The sequence below is a fragment of the Burkholderia mycopellens genome (genome assembly GCF_964265025.1).
GTDB lineage: Bacteria > Pseudomonadota > Gammaproteobacteria > Burkholderiales > Burkholderiaceae > Burkholderia.
This window is the reverse complement of the sequence record NZ_OZ183802.1, coordinates 2,095,695-2,114,367: the sequence shown is the minus strand read 5'-3', so window position 1 is coordinate 2,114,367 and position 18,673 is coordinate 2,095,695. Positions and strand designations below refer to the sequence as shown.

General features: G+C 67.3%; 14 protein-coding genes and 1 pseudogene. 4 read left to right on the top strand and 11 right to left on the bottom strand.

Annotated features, from left to right (window positions below; all coding sequences use genetic code 11):
- Positions 1-72 precede the first annotated feature (72 nt).
- Both ACPTTC_RS09725 and ACPTTC_RS09720 read left to right on the top strand, forming a co-directional pair.
- The gene (locus ACPTTC_RS09725; protein WP_423392330.1) at positions 73-711 is read left to right on the top strand and encodes a 5-formyltetrahydrofolate cyclo-ligase; all 639 of its coding nucleotides are present in this window, start codon (positions 73-75) and stop codon (positions 709-711) included.
- Positions 712-773: 62 nt separating this feature from the next.
- A complete protein-coding gene (locus ACPTTC_RS09720; RefSeq protein WP_423392329.1) occupies positions 774-1,457 on the top strand; it encodes a hypothetical protein in 684 nt (227 codons plus the stop codon).
- Positions 1,458-1,517: 60 nt separating this feature from the next.
- On the opposite strand, the gene ACPTTC_RS09715 is transcribed toward ACPTTC_RS09720, so the two are convergent.
- Positions 1,518-2,651, bottom strand: coding sequence for an AAA family ATPase (locus ACPTTC_RS09715; protein WP_423392328.1), 1,134 nt, complete (start codon positions 2,649-2,651; stop codon positions 1,518-1,520).
- Positions 2,652-2,692: 41 nt separating this feature from the next.
- On the bottom strand, positions 2,693-3,562 hold the full coding sequence (locus tag ACPTTC_RS09710; RefSeq protein ID WP_423392327.1) for an RNA ligase family protein: 870 nt from the start codon (positions 3,560-3,562) through the stop codon (positions 2,693-2,695).
- Positions 3,563-4,295: 733 nt separating this feature from the next.
- Here ACPTTC_RS09710 and ACPTTC_RS09705 point away from each other — a divergent pair.
- The gene (locus ACPTTC_RS09705; RefSeq protein ID WP_423392326.1) at positions 4,296-5,444 is read left to right on the top strand and encodes an RNA ligase RtcB family protein; all 1,149 of its coding nucleotides are present in this window, start codon (positions 4,296-4,298) and stop codon (positions 5,442-5,444) included.
- Entirely contained in the window at positions 5,438-6,052 is a 615-nt protein-coding gene (gene prfH / locus ACPTTC_RS09700; protein ID WP_423392325.1) for a peptide chain release factor H, read from the top strand. Before ACPTTC_RS09705 ends, prfH begins: the two co-directional genes overlap by 7 nt.
- A gap of 86 nt (positions 6,053-6,138) precedes the next feature.
- Here prfH and ACPTTC_RS09695 read toward each other — a convergent pair whose 3' ends face one another.
- From ACPTTC_RS09695 to ACPTTC_RS09655, 9 genes and pseudogenes are all read right to left on the bottom strand, one after another.
- Positions 6,139-6,966 (bottom strand): alpha/beta hydrolase, encoded by an 828-nt coding sequence (locus tag ACPTTC_RS09695; protein ID WP_423392324.1) that lies wholly within the window; start codon positions 6,964-6,966, stop codon positions 6,139-6,141.
- Positions 6,967-7,206: 240 nt separating this feature from the next.
- Positions 7,207-7,371 (bottom strand): annotated as a pseudogene (locus ACPTTC_RS09690) (VOC family protein); the annotation flags it as partial.
- Between the two features lie 366 nt (positions 7,372-7,737).
- Positions 7,738-7,950 (bottom strand): hypothetical protein, encoded by a 213-nt coding sequence (locus ACPTTC_RS09685; protein ID WP_006497261.1) that lies wholly within the window; start codon positions 7,948-7,950, stop codon positions 7,738-7,740.
- A gap of 166 nt (positions 7,951-8,116) precedes the next feature.
- Positions 8,117-10,699 (bottom strand): EAL domain-containing protein, encoded by a 2,583-nt coding sequence (locus ACPTTC_RS09680; protein WP_423392323.1) that lies wholly within the window; start codon positions 10,697-10,699, stop codon positions 8,117-8,119.
- A gap of 58 nt (positions 10,700-10,757) precedes the next feature.
- Positions 10,758-14,450: a response regulator gene (locus ACPTTC_RS09675; protein WP_423392322.1), complete on the bottom strand. Its 3,693-nt coding sequence runs from the start codon at positions 14,448-14,450 to the stop codon at positions 10,758-10,760.
- Between the two features lie 45 nt (positions 14,451-14,495).
- Positions 14,496-15,629, bottom strand: a complete 1,134-nt coding sequence (locus ACPTTC_RS09670) for an ABC transporter substrate-binding protein (RefSeq protein WP_423392321.1) — start codon at positions 15,627-15,629, stop codon at positions 14,496-14,498.
- A 664-nt stretch (positions 15,630-16,293) separates the two neighbouring features.
- Positions 16,294-16,731 carry a hypothetical protein gene (locus ACPTTC_RS09665; RefSeq protein WP_423392320.1) on the bottom strand — a complete coding sequence of 146 codons (438 nt, stop codon included), beginning with the start codon at positions 16,729-16,731 and terminating at the stop codon, positions 16,294-16,296.
- 139 nt (positions 16,732-16,870) lie between these two features.
- Positions 16,871-17,803, bottom strand: coding sequence for an ABC transporter permease (locus ACPTTC_RS09660; RefSeq protein WP_423392319.1), 933 nt, complete (start codon positions 17,801-17,803; stop codon positions 16,871-16,873).
- Positions 17,803-18,672, bottom strand: coding sequence for an ABC transporter permease (locus ACPTTC_RS09655; protein WP_175955300.1), 870 nt, complete (start codon positions 18,670-18,672; stop codon positions 17,803-17,805). Before ACPTTC_RS09655 ends, ACPTTC_RS09660 begins: the two co-directional genes overlap by 1 nt.
- Between the last annotated feature and the right edge of the window lies 1 nt (position 18,673).

The following is an 18,673-nucleotide window of genomic DNA, read 5'->3' as shown; positions in this document are numbered from 1 at the left end:
CGCGTTCATCGAACGCAGCGTCCGACATTCAAGCGGTTTCGCTGAATAACGAACAACATCCAACCCGCACCCATGAAAAGAAGAACGTTTCTCGCGCTGCCCGCCGTGGCAGCGTCCGGCCTGCTCGCCGGCTGCTCCAACGCCGACTTCGGTCCCATCACCAATCGCATGATGAAGGACCCGGAATACCGGGAAACGCTGTCGGCATTTCTGATCAGCGCGGACGGAAAGAGCCTCGTCGTCATCGGCAAGCAGTATCACTACATTTTCGATGTGCCGCCGGCCCTCGCCGTCACTCTCACGGCCCCCTATCGCCCCAAGCTGTACACCGATTTCGACGATTTCGAGACGCACGGCGACAAGATCACCGGACGTTATGTGTTGCAGCTTTCGCGCGACGACGCACCGTCCGGCTCCGAATTGCGTGAACGCGCGCTCGCCGATGGTTTCAAGGACCGGGGTTACAAGCTGACCGAGAGCGGTACGATCAGCGGCAAGCGCTACCAGCCGAACGACGTCACGCCTTCGTCGATCCCGCAGGCGTTCAATCACGCGTACGACGTCAAGGTGATCGAGCGGCCGTCGGTGCTGGGCAAGGGAGCGAAGCTCGCGCTTTCGCCGATCACGATGGCAGCCGATGGTGCGCTCGGGCTGCTGGGTATCGCGCTGGCCCCGATCGCACTCACCACGATTCTCGTCCTGGCCCACTAGGGCCATGGCATCGCGGCGTTGCCGCAATGCGACGTCCACGTCGCGCTTCAACGGAATCCACCATGAGAATTCCCGCCCGAACGATGTTCCGTATCGGTTGCCTTGCCACCTGCCTGGTCGTCACGCAACACGCCGTCGCCGAAAGCGACTGGGATGCCGCGCGGCATGTCCGCACCGACTGGGTGTTCGCGTCGATGAAGGAAAGCGACGTGCGGCCCACGCTCGATCGCGCACTGAAGGACCAGGCGCGCTGGGCCGGCCTGCCCGGCAACGCACCCGATACCGGCGCATTCCAATGCACGAAGCTCGCATTGCCACCGCCTTCGGCCGACGCGCAGGCCGCGTTCGACGCGGCGCCGTCGCCGCGCGGTCGCGACGCCGACAAGGCGTACGCGAAGGCCGCGTCGCTCGGTTCGTGGCGTGCGGCCGCGCGCCTGGCGAGCAGTTCGCTCGACGACGAGGATTGGGAAGGCGCGCAGCCGGCGATTGCATGGCTGCTCGTTCATCACGTGCCGGCCGGCTACAACAAGCTCGCGGATGTCCTGCAGGCGATGTCGGGCTACGACGGCGAAACACCCGGCGAGGGCATGAGCGGGATGATCGCGTCGCTGCGCTGGCGCGCGGCGCGCGAAGGCGATCCGGTCGCACAGATGGAGATGGCCGATCTGTTCGAGAAGCTCGGCAAGGCCGATCTCGCCACCGCGCTGCGCGCTTGCGCGACGCAGCAGAATCCGGCGCTGAAATGAAGCGAGCCGGTATGCCGCGGTGATGTGCGGCGTACCGGCCCGTGTCGTGACGTTGTCGCGTCAGACTTCGTACCGCACCGCGTGCGCTTCGGTCGGCAGCGGCAGATCCCAGCGCAGCAGCATCGCTTCGAGCGCGCGGTTCGTCAGCGACGTGTCGCGCCGCGCGTTGCGACGCAACAGCGCCGCGCGCGGCTGTTCGAGGTAGACGAGCGTCATGTCGGCACCGTATGCAAACAGCAGGTCGAGCGTCTTCTTGCGCATCAGCGGCGACAGGTTCGTCGCATTCCACACGAACGGTTTCCGCGCGCGCAACAGCGCCTTCGCGGCGTCGATCGCATGGTGCGCGACGGCGCCCTCGTTCTGCCCGTGACGCAGCCCCAATGCATCGCGCGCATCGTCGAATGACACGACCGGCAGATCCGGATGATGCCGCGCAACCCACGTGTTCTTGCCCGACGCGGGCAGGCCCGACATCACGACGACCTGCGAGCCCGGCGGACGGAACAGCGGATAGTCGGGATGCACGTCCGCGCCACGGAAGTAGCTGAGCGCGGTGTGCGCATCGGCGAACGCGCGCGGCTGGCCGTAACAGCCGTCTTCCCTCGCCAGTTCACGCAACAGTTCGATGTTGTCGAGCACGCGCTGCGTATCGGCGCAGATGCGCCCGCGAATATCGGCTTCGGCGAGCAGGCACAGCAGCGGCAGGCTGACCTGCCACGACAGCTCGCGCGCGATGAACTCGGGCGTGCCGCGGCGCGATCCGCTCATCGCGAAGAACGGCACCTGGTGCACGGCGATCATCCGGCAGATCGCCTCGCGCACCGTGAACGGCACGCCGGCATCCCACAGGGTGATCCGCGCATCGATCGCGCCCTTGCGCGAGTGGCCGGGATGGCCGATTGCGCCGGTGACGGGATCGACGACCGTCGTGCTGTGCTTCGCGATGTCGTGCAGCAGCGCGGCCAGAAACACGATTTCCTGGTCCGCGCGCGATGCGGCCTGGTACTCGGGCAGCGCGAGCAGCGCATCGATCACCATCATCGTATGCGTCCACACGTCGCCTTCGCCGTGGTGCGCGGGCTCCTGCGGTGTCGTTTTCGCGTGTTCGAGTGCGGGAAACGCCGCGAGACACGCGCGATAGTCCGGCTGCCGGCCGGGTACAGGCACGAGTGCCTGAAGTTGTTCGTACTTCATGATCAAGACTCCTCTCGAAACGGCGCACGGCCGTTCCGCATTCATTTGCCCGGATGCGCGGCGAGGCGCGATGGCCACGTGACCGTCGGGCGCGGCGCATACAGGTCGACATCCGGCGCGAGCAGGTTCGGGATGAACGGCTGCTCCGAGTGATGGCGTGCCGATTCGAGAATGGCCTGCACGAAATCGTGGCGTACCCACTTCAGGCGCGCGGTCGTCGTGTCGTCCGTCTCGACCTTCACATAGAGCCCTTCGGAGCGCTCCGACTTGTCGCACTGCTGCCATGCACGCGCGAGGTCGAGCCCTTGCCGCCGCACCGTTTCCTCGAACGCGCGACGCCAGTCCGGCGTTTTCGCGAGCGACGGGCCGAGCAGCGCCTTCAGGTCGGCGAGCCGCACCGGCGCGATACCCTCGTACAGCACGGGCACCGACAGCACGGGCCCGTCGGCGAGCAGCGCGCGACGCGCGGGCGTCGACAGGAAACGGCCCGTTGCGCGGTCGAACACGTCGAACTCGAAGAAGTGATGCGGCAGCGCGTCGTAGAACACCGCGTGCTTCTTGCTCATCGTCTCGCCGTACATCACGTAGCGATCGCCAAGGCGGTCGAGCAGCCAGCCGGCATGGGCGGCGGCCCAGGTCTTCACGAACCCGAACTGCCGCTCGCGGCCGCCGCCGGCCAGATAGTGGCCGCGCGACTGCAGCAGCAGTTCGCCCGCCGGGCTGAAGCTGATGCCCGTGTTTGCGCCGTCGAGCTTCTCCTCGACGACGAGATGCGCGCCCGCGAGGGTGCGATAAGGAATGTGGTCGTGACCTTCGTCGCCGTCCTGCAGGCGCGAGCCTTCGAGGTGCGGTGTGCGCGGGTAGCGGGCGAGGTCGAGCGATTGCGCGTATGCGCGGAAATCCAGCGTCATGGTCTTTCTCCGGAAACAACGGAAGAAGCCGACGACGTGAACGAACGATGGGGTGTGCGTTGCGGTGTCAGTGCGTGTCCGGGCGCGGCCCTGCGATCGCTGTTCCGCGCCGCGAGGCAGACGGAAACGGGCAGGACGACACGCGGCCGGGACGGCAGTCGTCGGCGTATCAGGCGAAGGGACGAATGTTTGCGGGCACTTGGATCACCGATTCGATGAGGGTTCAGGGATGAAGCAGGCGGATGCTACGAAACGGCCTTTGCGCTGTCAAGCGTGGTCGGGCATATCCGTGGCGGCTGTCTGCGTAGGTCGAATGCCTGCCGCGGCGCGCCTTGCGCGTCATCGACGGTGAAATGATCCGGATTCCTATATGTGTGTTTTTCGCCACATCGAAGGATGATTCGGTGGGTTGCGCTGCGCCGCCCGCTTGCTGCGCCCGTCGCGTGCATGCTAGAGTCGCCGCCATTCCGATCAACCCCTCACTCGCAAGGAGAAGAAAATCATGACGTCACGCCAGCACTCCTCCCGTCGCGGGTCGTAGTCCGGGTTTTTCGCGTCCGTTCGTTTCATCGTTCACGCCAAGCAGCACGACATATCGCCGTCACGGCGATGAGCCGGGTCGTTCCGGTCCGGTCGTGCCGCCCTCTTCCCGACTTCCGATGCCGGGCAGCGCATGTGTGCGCTGCCTGCGCCATGGCCCGCCGTTCTACTTTTTCATCGAACGGAAACCTCCATGGGCACTTCCATGCAATACCTGGGCGAGCGCATCACGTTGTGCGCTTGCGCCACCACCTGGATCGAAGGTGAGGCCATCCGGCAGCTCGAACACGCTGCCACCCTCCCCGGCATGCGGCGCGTCGCCGGCATGCCCGATCTTCACCCCGGACGCGGCTACCCGGTCGGCGCCGCGTTCTTTTCGACGGGCCGGCTCTATCCGGCGCTGATCGGCGGCGATATCGGCTGCGGGATGGCGCTGTGGCAGACCGCGCTCGATGCGCGGCGCGTCAGTGCGCCGAAGCTCGCGAGCCGGCTCGGCTCGATCGACGCCGCGCCCGATGCGAGCTGGCAGCCGCTCATTGCGGCCGCCGGGTTCGCGGATCATGCGTACGCGGCGTCGCTCGGCACGATCGGCAGCGGCAATCATTTCGCGGAGGCGCAGCGTATCGACGCGGTGTACGACACCGATGCCGTCGAGGCGCTCGGTCTCGATCCCGATCGCCTGCTGCTGCTCGTGCATAGCGGGTCGCGCGGCTTCGGCCAGTCGATCCTCGAGCAACACATGCGGGAGCACGGCTACAACGGCCTCGACGACGCGGATGCCGCGTGCACGGCGTACCTCGCGCGTCACGATGCGGCGTTGCGCTACGCGATCGCGAATCGCGACCTGATCGCACGGCGCATGCTGGCGCGCTGGCGCACCGACGGCCGGTGCGTGCTCGACGTGAACCACAACCTGGTGAGCCGTGCGACCGTCGACGGCGAGCCGGGCTGGCTGCATCGCAAGGGTGCGACGCCGGCCGACGCAGGACCGGTCGTCATTCCCGGGTCGCGCGGCGACTACAGCTACCTCGTCGCGCCGGTGCGGCCCGACGATGCCGCCAGCCTGGCGTCGCTCGCGCACGGTGCGGGCCGCAAATGGGCGCGCGGCGATTGCAAGGGGCGCCTCGAACGGCGCTTCACGCCGTCGCAACTCACGCGCACGCCGCTCGGCAGCCACGTGATTTGCGAAGACCGCGACCTGTTGTACGAGGAGGCACCGCAGGCCTACAAGCCGATCGACAGCGTCGTCGACGCGCTCGAGGCGGCCGGCCTGCTGCGCAGGCTGGCACGGCTCGCGCCGGTACTGACCTACAAGACGTCCGGGGAGGCTGGCCGATGCTGATGCAGATTTCTTCGGCGCACGGCCCGCTCGAGTGCCAGCTTGCCGCGGCCAATGCGTTGCGGCGCCTGCAGGCGGAAGCCGATGCGTTGCGCGTCGTCGTCACGGTGCTCGATGCGCAGCCGGGCGAACGGCCCGGCACGCTGCGCTCGGCGCTGCTCGATCTCGACGGCGCCGGCGCGCAGGCGCTTGCGGATCGCTGGACAGGCACGCTGCGATGGATTTGCGCGAGCCCGTACCGGTTGCACCATCCGCGCAAGAACTGGTTCATTGGCGTCACGCGCTGTGCCGACGCGCAGCCGCTGCCGGATGGCGACGTGCGGTTCGAAGCGATGCGCGCACGCGGGCCGGGCGGCCAGCACGTGAACAAGACGAGCTCCGCGATTCGTGCGACCCATGTCGCGACCGGCCTGTCGGTGCGCGTGGAAAGCGAGCGCAGCCAGCACGCGAACAAGCGCCTGGCGCTGCAGTTGCTGAAGGTCAGACTCCAGCAGGAAGCCGACCGTCACGCATCCGATGCGCGCCGGCAGCGGCGGATGCAGCACTTTGCGCTGGAGCGCGGCAACCCCGTGCGCGTGTTTCACGGGGCGGCGTTCGTGCCGGCTGACTGAGCCCGAGCGCCTGGCTGCCGGTGGTTGTTGCGCCGGCGGCCCGACACCGATCACACGCCCGGCCGCGTGAGCGCGGTACGGCGCGCCTAGCGCGGCGCGATCGACAACAATGCGGCGAGCATCGCACCGTCCGGCTTCGCGAGATCGTCGAGCACGTCGAAGTGCTGCATGCCGGGGAGCCCGACGTGGACGCTCCGCTCGCCCGCCGCTTCGCATGCGGTCGCGTAGTCGCGTGCTTGCCGCACGAGTTCGGGCAATTCGGCCTCGCCGACCGCCACGACCGTCGGCGCGCCGGGGCCGATATGGCGCAACGGGCTGTACGCTTCGACCTCGTGCGCAGTGAGTTGCAGCTTGTCGTTCAGGCAGCACAGCGAGATCGGTTCGAGATCGACGAGCGGGCTGATCGCGAGCGCCGAGACAACGGCCGGATGCGCGCGGTGCACGGCCGTCAGGTGGCCGCCGGCTGAATGGCCGCTCAGGTGGATCGGCCGCTTCGCGGTGCCGAGCCCGTCGGGGTCGTTCGCGAGGTAATCGAGCAGCGCACCGATCTCGCCGACGATGCCGGTCATCGTCGCGACCGGCGCGAGCGTGTATTCGGCGAGTATCACGTCGAAACCGCACGCGAGCGGCCCGCTTGCCGCGTAGGCGAAATCCTCTTTCGCGCAGTGCTGCCAGTAGCCGCCGTGGATGAACACGAACAGCGGCGCATCGGGCTGGCCGCACGACAGCCAGTCGAAACGCTGCGCCGGTTGCGCGCCGTAACGCAGGTCGCGCCGCACGGACGCGGTGTCGTAGAACGCCGCACTGCGCGCCTGCATCGACGCGAGCAACGCGGGGAAATCGGGAACGGCCCGCGTGTTCAGATAAGCGGCGTCGAGCGCCGTGCGGTCCATGCCGCGATAGAGGATCGTCATCGGGAATTGCCTGGTTCGGGTTGCGGAAGCGCGGACGCAAGGTCCGGTGCGAAGGCGGCTTCTCAGTCGCCGATGCACGCATTATCCGCAGCGCGGCACGGGGCGGCTATCCGGAATCGGCGAGCGCGGAAACCGTCTGTCCGTTTTCGGCGGGAGATCGGCGCGGCATGCGGCCGCACCGTGATCAGGTCCGCATGCGCGAGCGTGAAGGCCCGATGCAGCCGGCGGCGCGCCGGGCGCTCAGATCAATTCGGAGATCTCGATCAGGTGCAGGCCGGGATCGCGCACGTCGATCGACCGGATCTTCCGCGTCGCGCCCGTGCGTTCGACGGGCCCTTCGACGATCGGCCATTCGACGCGCTTCAGGTGCGCGATCACGTCGTCGAGCGGCACCGGCGCGATGAAGCGATGCAGGCGCTCGCCGATCAGCTCGTGGACAACGTCGCCGCGTTCGTGGGCGGCGCGCCGCGGCATGGGGTGCGACGCACGTGGCGCATGGCATGGCGGCGGGAGATTTGAACCGCGCAAACGGAACGGCCCCGCTCGATGGCTCGAAGCGGGGCCGGCTGAATTCGGGGGCTGCTTACGCCAGCGACTCGGCACGTAACGGGTTCGTGCATCCGCCCTATCTTGCGGCCGGTTTCTGAATGCCTGATGGGTGCTACTTTAGGGAATCCAGATCGCCAACGCTGTAGGGCCAGTCTGAAACTGAATGGGACGAATGCTGAAAATGTCTGTTTCGACAGCAGCGCACCGCTATCGGCGCGAATGTCAGTACGCCGACATCTCGACGCAAGGATCGACCTTGGACGGCGAGCAGATGACCGAATACTTGGCGCTCTCGCGCATCAGCGCTTCGCCTTCGTGCAGCGCGATCTTGATTTCGGGGTGACGCTCGTACGCGAGGAATGCCGAGCACACGACCGCGGACATCACGACGAGGGAAAACACAAATTTTTCAAGGGTTTGGAAACGTTCAGGCATGGTTCGACCTTTCTTCTAGGCCATGATTATAGCCGAAAATAAGGGTTTTCCCTATATCCCCGGCCGCATGCCGGGGATCGCCGTGATCGCCCCCTTTTCGTGGTCGTTTCGCCTGCCCGTTCGCACCCGGGGCACCGGACGGGACGCGCGAGCGTCGGCGCGCCGCTCAAGCGGGATCGCCGGGAGCTGCCGCTTCGACGGGCCGGACGGAGGACGGGCGAATGCCGACGCCGGCGGCGTCGATGCCTATCCGGTTGTGCAACATGCTGCGCTCGAACCGCTTGAACGACTCGGCGATGTGCGTGCGCAACAGCGCGACATCCCACGGTTTGATCAGGAGCTTCTGGACCGATCCGTCGCCGGGCGTGGCGGCGATCGACTGCCCTTCGCCATGGCCCGACAGCAGGATGCGCACGATGTCCGGATAGAGCGACTTGACACGCTGCAACAGATCGATCCCGGACAGGTTCGGCATGCGGAAGTCCGACACGATCACGCCGACACGATGTTGCGCGAGCAGGTCGAGCGCGTCGGCGGGATCGGTCGTACCGAGAATCTCGTAGCCGTCGCGGCCCAGCGCCTGCCTGAGCGTCTGCAGGACGGCCGGGTCGCGGTCGACCACCAGCAGCGTCCGGTGCAGCAGCTCGCGCTGCCGGCAATGCTCGGGAAGCTCGGAGCCGGCGGAGAGCATGTCGGCGATTTCCGTGCCGGTGACCGGATGACTGAAGTAATAGCCCTGCATCGCATGGCAGCGGTGCCGGTTCAGGAACGAAAGCTGTGCTTCCGTCTCCACGCCCTCGGCCACCGTCTCCATGTGCAGCGACTCCGCCATCGCGATGATCGAGCGTGTCAGCGACGCGCCTTCCGCGCTCGTGGTGACGTCGCTGAGGAACGACTTGTCGATCTTGACGACATCGATGGGCAGGTCCTTCAGGTACGACAAGCTGGAATAGCCGGTGCCGAAGTCGTCCAGCGACAGCACGACGCCGAGCGCCTTCAGTTGGCGCAGCGTGTTCGCGATCGCGTTGCGGTCCTGCATCAGCACGCTTTCGGTCAACTCGAGTTCGAGCCAGGCCGGTTCCAGGCCGGTATCCCGCAGCGTCCTGCGCACCACGTCGGCCATGTTCTGCTGCCGGAACTGGCGTGCCGACAGGTTGACGGCGATCCGCAGCGGCGCATACCCGTCCCGACGCCACGCGACGGCCTGCGCACAGGCCGTGCGCAACACCCATTCGCCGATCGGCAGAATCAGCCCGGTTTCCTCGGCGATCGGGATGAAGCGGTCGGGCGGAATCACGCCGATTCCGGGGCGGCGCCAGCGAATCAGCGCCTCGACGCCGCTGATCTGGCCGGTCTTGAGATCGACCTTCGGCTGGTAGTACAGCTCCAGTTCGCCGTTCGCGACGGCCTCGTGCAGCGCGTTTTCGAGTTCGGCCTGTTCTTCCACGCGGGCGCCCAGCTCGCGCGTGTAGAAGCTGTAGCCATTTCGCCCGCGTTCCTTCGCGCAATACAGCGCGGCGTCGGCCGTCTTCAGCAGCGTCTCCGCGTCGATGCCGTCGGTCGGACAAACGCTGACGCCGATGCTCGTCGTCACATGCAGGTCGTGTCCGTCGAGCATGAACGGCGCACTGAAGGTGTTCAGGATCTTGCGAGCGACCGCGTCCGCATCCGTCGCGGTCGACAGGTTGACCAGCATCACGACGAACTCGTCGCCGCCGAGCCGCGCGACCGTGTCGCCGTCGCGCACGGCAGCCTTGAGCCGGGCCGAGACGGCTCGCAGCAGGCCGTCGCCGACCGAATGGCCGAAGGTGTCGTTGACGTGCTTGAAGCGATCCAGATCGAGCACCATCACCGCGACCAGGTGCCCGGTGCGCCGCGCCTGCGACATCGCCTGCTCCATGCGGTCGCTCAGCAGGTTGCGATTGGGCAGGCCGGTCAGCGCATCGTGGTTGGCGAGGTATTCGATGCGTCCCTGCTGCGTCTTGCGCTCGGTGATGTCCTGCACGATGCCGCGCAGGATGATCGCGTGGTTCAGGTCGCGCCCCGCCTCCGCGTGGTGCAGCACGTGGCGCTCGGTGCCGTCCGGGTGAATCAGCCGATGCTCGAGCGAGAACGGCGCGCCCTCGGTGCGCAGGCTCGTGAACGACTGGATCAAGAGCGGCTGCTCGTCGACCGGAACGGCTTGCAGCAGCCGATCGAAGGTCGGCGGCGTGCGCTCGGGGTCGAGGCCGAGGATCCGGTACAGCTCCGGCGACCAGCTGCCGTCGATCCGGCCGGCCTGATACTCCCAGTTGCCCAGATGCGCGAGCGCCTGCGCATGCGTCAGGCTGATCTCGGCGGTCGCGAGTTTTTCGAGCGTCGCGGCGGCGCGCAGCAGGTAGCGGATCCGGTAGCCGAGCAGCTTCCAGCGCATCGGCTTGGAGACGAAATCGGTCGCGCCGGCGTCGAAGGCATTGGCGATCGACGCGTCGTCGTCGTTGCCCGTGAGCATGACGATCGGCACGCGGCGGCCTTCCGGCAACGCGCGCAACCGGCGGCAACAGGCGAAGCCGTCGCCGCCGGGCATCTCGACGTCGAGCAGCACCACGGCGGGACGATGACGCAGGAACGCGTCGATGCCCTCCTGCGGCCCGGTTGCTTCCTCGACGCGAAAACCCTCCGGCTCGAGGGTTTCCACGACCAGCAGGCGCGTCATCGCATCGTCGTCGATGATCAGAATCACCGGTGCATCGACATTTTCCTCGTTCACGACCGTTCTCCTGTTTTCGACCCGCCGGGATCGCCACCGCGTTCGTCCGGCGGCCCGCTCAATCCTCCACCATGCGTTCCGCTGTCAATGCGGCCTGCGCGTGCTCGAATTCGGCGTCCATGCCGGCGATGAGTTCGGCTGCCGCGGCGACGTCGGCGGCGCGCGCCCGCTGCTCGATCGCCTTGCAGCGGGCCGACAGCAGGTGCGCGCCGACGTTCGCACTGCTCGATTTCAGCGTATGGGCGGCAAGCCTCAGCGCATCGGCGTCGCCCGCCACGACGGCCGCGTGCATGTCGCCGATCAGCCGCGGCGCATCCAGCGTGAACTGGTCGATGATGCGAGTCAGGATATCGGGGCGGCCCGGCCGCTGGAGCGCGCGCAATGCGTCGAGCGCCTTGCGGTCGATCACGTCGGCTTCACCGTCCCGATCGGCGGCGGTCGCCTCGCCGGCTTCGGCGGCCGCTTCGATGCCCGCTCGGGGTCCTGCGTCGCCGCTCGCGATTGCCGGCCCGGACGCCGCGCCGCGGGCATGGCGCGCGAGCATCTGCAGCAGCGCATCGCGACGGAACGGTTTTCCCAGGTAGTCGTCCATGCCGGCGGCCAAGCAGCGCTCGCGGTCGCCGCTAAGCGCGTTGGCCGTCAACGCGATGACCGGCAGACGCGGCGCGCCGGATGCCGCTTCGCGCTGCCGCAGCAGTCGCGTCGCCTCGAAGCCGTCCATCAGCGGCATCTGGCAATCCATCAGGACCACGTCGAACGCGTCGTCCGCCAGCATCGTCAGTGCCTGCCGGCCGTCTTCGGCCACGGCCACCCGATAGCCGGTGTCCTCCAGCATCGCCAGCGCGATCTGCTGGTTGACCATGTTGTCCTCGACCAGCAGCACGCGCGCGGAGCCGGCGTCGGGCGGCGGCGCCGCGTCCGGCCCGGCGTCGTCGGACACCGGCGCGGCCGACGGCAGCGGCGTCGGCCTCACGTGCATCGCCGACGCGATGGCCATATAAAGCTCGGCGCCATGGAGCGGCTTCGTCAGCCGGGCGTCGATGTCGAGTTCGCGCGCGACCTGGATGCTGTCCATCATCTCGAACGCGGTCAGCGTGACGATCCTGAGCGCACGCAGCGATGCGTCGTGGCGGATGTGCTGAACGAGCGAGATGCCGTCCATGCCCGGCATCCGCACGTCGACGACGGCCAGATCGAACGGCGCGCCGTCGGCGACGGCCGAGCGCAACTGCGACAGCGCGTCGTCGCCGCCGATGGCTGTCGCGACGCACAGCTGCCATTCGATCGCATGTTCGACGAGCACGCTGCGATCGGTCTCGCTGTCGTCCACGATCAGCACCTTCAATCCCGCCAGCGACGACCTCGCGCCCGCCGCGACGTCGACCACGCCGGACGCCGGCTCGAGCCGCGCGGTCACGGTAAACACCGAGCCCTTGCCGGGCGTTGATTCGAGCGTGAGCTGGCCGCCCATCATCTCGGCCAGCTGGCGGGAAATCACGAGCCCCAGCCCGGTTCCGCCGTATTTGCGCGCGGTCGAGCTGTCGGCCTGCTGGAACGGCTGGAACAACTGCGCAGCCACGTCCGGCGCGATGCCGATGCCGCTATCGGCGATCGCGAACACGACGCGGCCGTCGTCCGCATACGACACGGCCAGCTCGACCTGCCCGCGCTCGGTGAACTTGATTGCATTGCCGATCAGGTTCGTCAGGATCTGGCGCAGCCGGACCGGGTCGCCGCGCATCCATTGCGGCACGGTATCCGTCTTGCGGAATACCAGCTCGAGTGCCTTGCGCTGCGCATTGGGTTCCAGCAGCGCGACGACATCGTCGAGCAATTGGTGCAGGTTGAAATCGATGCGCTCCAGCGTCAGCTTGCCGGCCTCGATCTTCGAAAAATCGAGTATGTCGTCGATGATGATGAGCAGCGTCTGACCGGATCGATACACGGTGTCGACGAACTTGCGTTGCTTCGACGTCAGGCGCGTGCGTTGCAGCAGTTCGGTCATGCCCAGCACGCCGTTCATCGGCGTACGGATCTCGTGACTCATTCTCGCGAGAAATTCCGACTTCGCCGAATTGGCGGTTTCGGCTGCGGCGATTGCCGCCTGCAGGTCGATGTCGCGACGCTCGATTTCGTCGAGCATCGTGTTGAAGCCGGCGATCAGGGTCGCGACTTCGTCGCGGCCCCGATGGGACATGCGCAGGGACAGGTCGCTGCCGCTGCGGATGCGGGCCATGGTGCGCGTCAGATTCCCCAGCGGGCGCGAGATCGACGTGCCGAGGCGATGACTGATCACGAGGCTGGCGATCGCGAGCAAATACGACACGGAAGCGATCATCACGATGGCGCTCGTCACCGCGCGATTGACCTGCGACACGATGCTGCGCTGCTGCAGATCGACGCGCACGGCCTCCTGTTCCGTATAGGCCGCGAGGCGATTCGCGGTCGTCTCCACGTCCGCGATGATGCGCTGCATGCTCGCGTCGTTGGACAGCATGTTCGACCTCACCGCGAGGATGCGGCGTGCGGATCCGGCCAGTTCCGCGGCCAGCGGAATCACCTCCTGCGCGCGGCTCGATTCGCGCTGCCCGCTGGCGACGAGCGCATCGCGAAGCGCGCTCGCGGCGGCGGCGAGCTTGCCGAGATTCTCCCGTGCGTCGCCGTCGGCGCGCTTGAGCGGTTCCGCACTTTTGCTTTGCGCGACGATGCGAAGATCGGCCGCCAGCTCCTTGATGCCGCCGTTGACGACGGTCGACAGGTATCGGATCCGGGCCGCCTGCCGCTGGAGCGCGATCGTTTCGTCGAGACGCTGTCGCGCCTTGACGATCCGCAACGCAAACGGGTCGGCGATTTCCGCCAGCTTCGTGTCCAGTGCATCGAGGGACTGCCGGACCTTGTCCGCCCTGGCGTGGTAGCGCGTCGCGACGGACGGCTCCGCGAACATCCTGCCGCGCAGCGTGACAAGGCCGTCGTTGCCGTCGAGGATGTCGGCCGCCACGCGCCCGAGCGTATTCGCGACGTCCTGCGTCGCGGCAGCTTCGAGGTTCGGCGCCGCGATCGTCAGCGCATTGCGCGCACCGTCGATGGCCGCCTGCAGGTGCTCCCGCAGCGGGGCGAGCCGGTATCGGTTCGGCGCGGCGTCGACGCGAGCGGCAACGCCGATGATGTCCTTGATGTTCATGCGAACCTGGTCGAGCGCATGAATCGTCCGGTTGTACGCGGTGTTGGCCGCCAGCGCGTCGCTCACCGCCGCATCGGCCTGGCTGTCCAGCCGTTCGGTTTCGGCGCGGATCGTGCCCAGAAATGCGTCGCCTCGTGTCTGGATGCGCTCGATCAGACGGCTTTCGGCGCCCAGCCGCGCCTCGTCCCGCAGACGCTGGCCGACGCCTTCGCTCATCGACCGCAGCATCGTGCGCAGGTCGGCGGACGGCGCGTCGCCGCCGTGCCCGTCGATCGCGCGCACGGCGGCCGTGAGGGCGGCGGTCCGCTGCAATTGCGTTTCGATCTCCGAGGTCGCCTGCTCCTGCTCGGACGCGTCTTGCGCCTGTTCGAGCCGGCTGAAATCCACCGCCAGCTCCGCGTACGCGCGCTGGAGTTCGTTGCTGCGCACCTGCAACGGCAGCGATTCGGTCGTCAGCGTGCGCACGCCGGACGCAATGCCGTGCACCGAGATCAGGCTGGCCGCGGAAATCGCCAGCGCACCCAGCAGCATCAGGCTGGTGCCGGTGACAAGCTTGGCCTTGATGTCCATGCAGCCTCCGGGATCGGGACGGCCCGCGCGCGGCCATCCGGCGGGTTATCTGGCCGATGCGTCCACGGGCGCGATGCGGCCGTGCGCGATTTCGGAGAGGAACACCGCGTTCAGCGCCTGGTGATTGTCCGCGCCCAGATCGGCGATCAGGCCGCCGAGGTCGAGATGCCTGATCGATTCGAGCGCTTGCTTCAGCGCCGCCCGGGTCGGCGACGGGCCGGCCCGCTCGAGGCCGATCAGCATGACCTTCGCGTCGATGCAGCCCTCGATGTGCACCACGCCCGCGTGTTCTCCCGGAAAGCGCTGCTCGATCAGCCGTGCGCAATCGCGGATCACTTCCCGGTCGTTCTGGGGAAGCGGCACGACCTGCGAGATCAGCGTGCCGTCCCCTTCGTCGCCGACCAGGCGCAGCAGGTCGTCGGTGCCGACGAACGATACCGATGCGAGCCGGGCCTTCAGGCCCTCGCGCCGCGCCGCGCGGATGAACGCGGCAATCGGCGTATAGGGGCCGGCCATGACGACGACGTCCGGCTGGCTGTCCAGCAGCGACGCGAGGCCCGTGTCGACCGCCGTGGTCCCACGGCGGAACGTGCCTGTCGCGACGACGTCGAGGCCATGGCGCTGCAGCGCCAGCCGCGTGCCCGCCAGCACCGCGAGCCCGAAGCCGTCGTCCTGATAGAACACCGCGAAACGTTTCGCGCCATCGTGCGCGATGAAATGGTCGACCAGCGCGCGGGTCTCGTCTTCATAGCTGGCGCGGATGTTGAAGACCTCCGGCACCACCGGCTTGCGCAGTGCCATCGCGCCGGTGAACGGGCCGACGAGCGGAATGCCGGCCTCCCGGATGATCGGCAGCACCGCGGAGGTCGTCGGCGTGCCGACATAGCCGAACAGCGCGAACACATTGCGCCGTTCGATCATGTCCAGCGTGCTATCGATGGTCCTGTCGGGCTCGTAGCGATCGTCGCCGACCACCAGGTCGATCTTCCTGCCGTGCACGCCGCCGCGCGCGTTCACGTCGTCGAACACGGCCTGCGCACCCGCCAGCAGCGCGCGCCCGAGGCCCGCCGAATTGCCCGATTGCGCGTTGACCATGCCAAGGCGGATCGTGCTGTCGGTCACGCCGGGCTCTGCCGCGAGGCAAGCGCCGGGGCCGATCGTCGCGGCGACGCAGGCCATGAGCGTCAGTGTCCGGCGCAACGTCGCGCGTCGCGCGTGACGGCGGATCGCGCAGCCGTGTCCGGGCTCGACGGCAGGCGCCGTCGAGCCCCGCCCGCGCCGGCCAAGGGATCGAACGATCGGCGCAAACGCCAGGCGATCGGCACGGGCAAGCGTGTGCAATACATGCGGAAACCGGGTACCGGAACACATTCGTGCGACAGACACGCTATTGCCCATGCTGGGTTCCCCCTCGCGCCGGCTTCTTGATTCTTAGATATCGGGTCGTGCCGCCGCATGCCGGACTACCGACGCGGCACGAAGCAATTAGTCATATATATAGGTTGCATCAAATGCGACTGCAAGCCGGAGGGCGAATAAACGCGGATAATCGACGGCATTGCACTTCACGTGAGGAACGTTGTCGCGCCGAGCTGTGTTTCGTTGTGCTTTCGGAATTTCGATTCGATTTTTAATTCGCTATTTTCTTGCCGAAATTCGCACATTCGAATCGCGATGAATGCGCGCGACAATGACGCGATCCGGGACCGATTCAAAGACGGTATCGGCTTCCGGCCTGCAACGCGGCCGGAAGCTCGCCTGTCCGGCGTGAATGTCCTGATCGCCGGAGGGGAAACCCGGCGTCCGCGGCGTGCCGGAATAAACGGCGAAATACGCGGCTACGTCACCGCGGCGCCGACGCGCCGCTCGCCGCATTGCCGGGCCACGCCTTGCCGATTTCGTCGACCAGTGACTTCGCGGTGCCGGTCACGAGCGCCGCGTCGACACCGGATGTCTGCCACGAGCCGTCGGCGGCCTTCACGAAGGTCAGGTTCGCGCGCGAGGGCTTGTAGTCGGCGTTGCGCCACGTGACCACGACATCGCACGAGTACGTGCGCTCGCCGAGCTTCTTGCAGTCGCCGTCGGGCTTCGCCGACACGACATCGGCCGAGACAGGCAGCGGCTGGCCGAACAACGCGTTCAGGCCGCCGTGGTTTTCCGCTTCGAGCGCGCGACGCACGGCGGCGTCGACGTCGCTCGATCCGGGGCCGTCGTGGAGCAGGTTGCAGGCGGCCAGCAGCGTCGATGCCCCGGCGAGTGTCAGCAGCGTGTAGAACTTCATGGGTATCCGTTATCGGGTGAACGCCGCGTAGTCTGCAACGTCCGCGTGTCGTGCGCGGTATCCATTTGTAACCAATTGCACGGATGCGCAAGCGGCGCCGCGTGCCCGGGTGTCGCCCTGGAGGTGAACAGGCCCTCGCCTATTGCCGCTCCTGCTTCACGCGGCTCACGAGCTGCGTCGGGCTCACGAACTGCAGCGCGATCACGACCCACACGAGCGTGATGGCCATGTAGATCATCGCCATCGCGTCGATCGACTGCGGCGCACGCACGCCGGTCGAGAACACCGCGTAATACAGCGCGACGACGAGCGTCTGCGTGCTCGGCCCCGCGGTGAAGAAGGTCAGCTCGAACATCCCGATCGTGCGCACCAGCACGAGCAGCCCCGCCGCGAGCATGCCGGGCACCAGCAGCGGCAGCAGCACGTGGCGGAAATAGCGCCACGTGTTCGCGCCGAAGATGCGTGCGGCGGCCTCGAGATTCGGATCGATCTGCTCGATGAACGGCGTCATCACGAGGATCACGAACGGCAGCGCCGGCACGAGGTTCGCAAGGATCACGCCGGGCAGCGTGCCCGCGAGCCCGACCTTGTACATCACGGTGGCCATCGGGATCCCGTACGTGACGGGCGGCACCATCAGCGGCAGCAGGAACACCAGCAGCGCAAGGCGCTTGCCGCGGAACTGCACGCGCGCGAGCGCATACGCGGCCGGCACGCCGAGCGCGATCGACAGCAGCACGACCGCGCCGACGACCTCGACGGTCACCCACAGCACGCTCGCGAGCTGGAAGTCCTCCCATGCCTTCGCATACCAGTGCAGCGTGAAGCCCTGCGGCAGCGGCGTGCCGAACCAGCGCGTCGCGACCGAATTCACCGCGACGGTCGCGATCAGCAGCATCACGTTCAGCAGGAAGAACGCCATCAGCCCCCACACGAGCGCTTTCCATGCGCGGCCGGCGAGATGGCTTGTCATCTTCTGCGGTTTCCTCGCGTCGACGGGGCGCTCACCGCGCGCATCGGGCGCGTCGTGCTTCGGCGGCCACGTGCGGGCGGCATGTTGGTCGGTCGCCATCAGCCCTTGCCTCCCGTCACCGCGCCCGTATAGAAGAAGCGGCGCGCGCCGAGCATCGATGCGACCACCAGCAGTTGCACGAAGCCCATCACGATCGCGATCGCCGACGCGAGCGAGTAGTCATAGCTTTCGAACGCGGCTTCCGCCGCCGCGATCGAGATCACGCGCGTGGGCCCCGCCGGCGCGCCGAGCAGCACGGCCGACGGAAACACCGAGAACGCCTGCACGAACGACAGGCACGCGGCCATCGTCAACCCCGGCACGAGCAGCGGCAGGTAGATCCGGCGGAACTGCTGCCACGGGTTTGCGCCGAGCGTCGCGGCCGCGCGAGCGAGCGTCGGGTCGATGCCGCTGATGTACGACAGCATCAGCAGGAACGCGAACGGAAAGCCCGACACGATCAGCGACAGCAGCACGCCCCAGTAGTTGTGCGTGAGCCGTACTTCGTCGGTGTACAGGTGCAGCCCCTGCAACGCCTGCGGAAACCAGCCGTTCGGCCCGAAATACGTGAGCATCCCGTCGGCGACGAGCACCGTGCCGAGCGTCACGGGAATCACGAGCAGCGTCGTGACGAACTTCTGGTACGGCGAATGGCGGCGCAGCGCGAACGCGACGGGCACCGCGATGCCGACGTTGATCAGCGTCGCCGGCACCGCGAGCTTCAGCGTGACGAGCACGGTCGGCCACATCGCGGTGTCGGTGAAGAACTGCACGTAGTTCGCGAGCGCGCCGCCGCCGTTCATCGGCTGGAACGACAGCACGAGGCCATACGCGAACGGATAGATGAACAGCGCGACGATGAACGCGAGCGCGGGCGTGACGAGCCAGGCTTTCGCGTCGCGTGGCGCGCGGGCCGGGAGCGTGCTCATG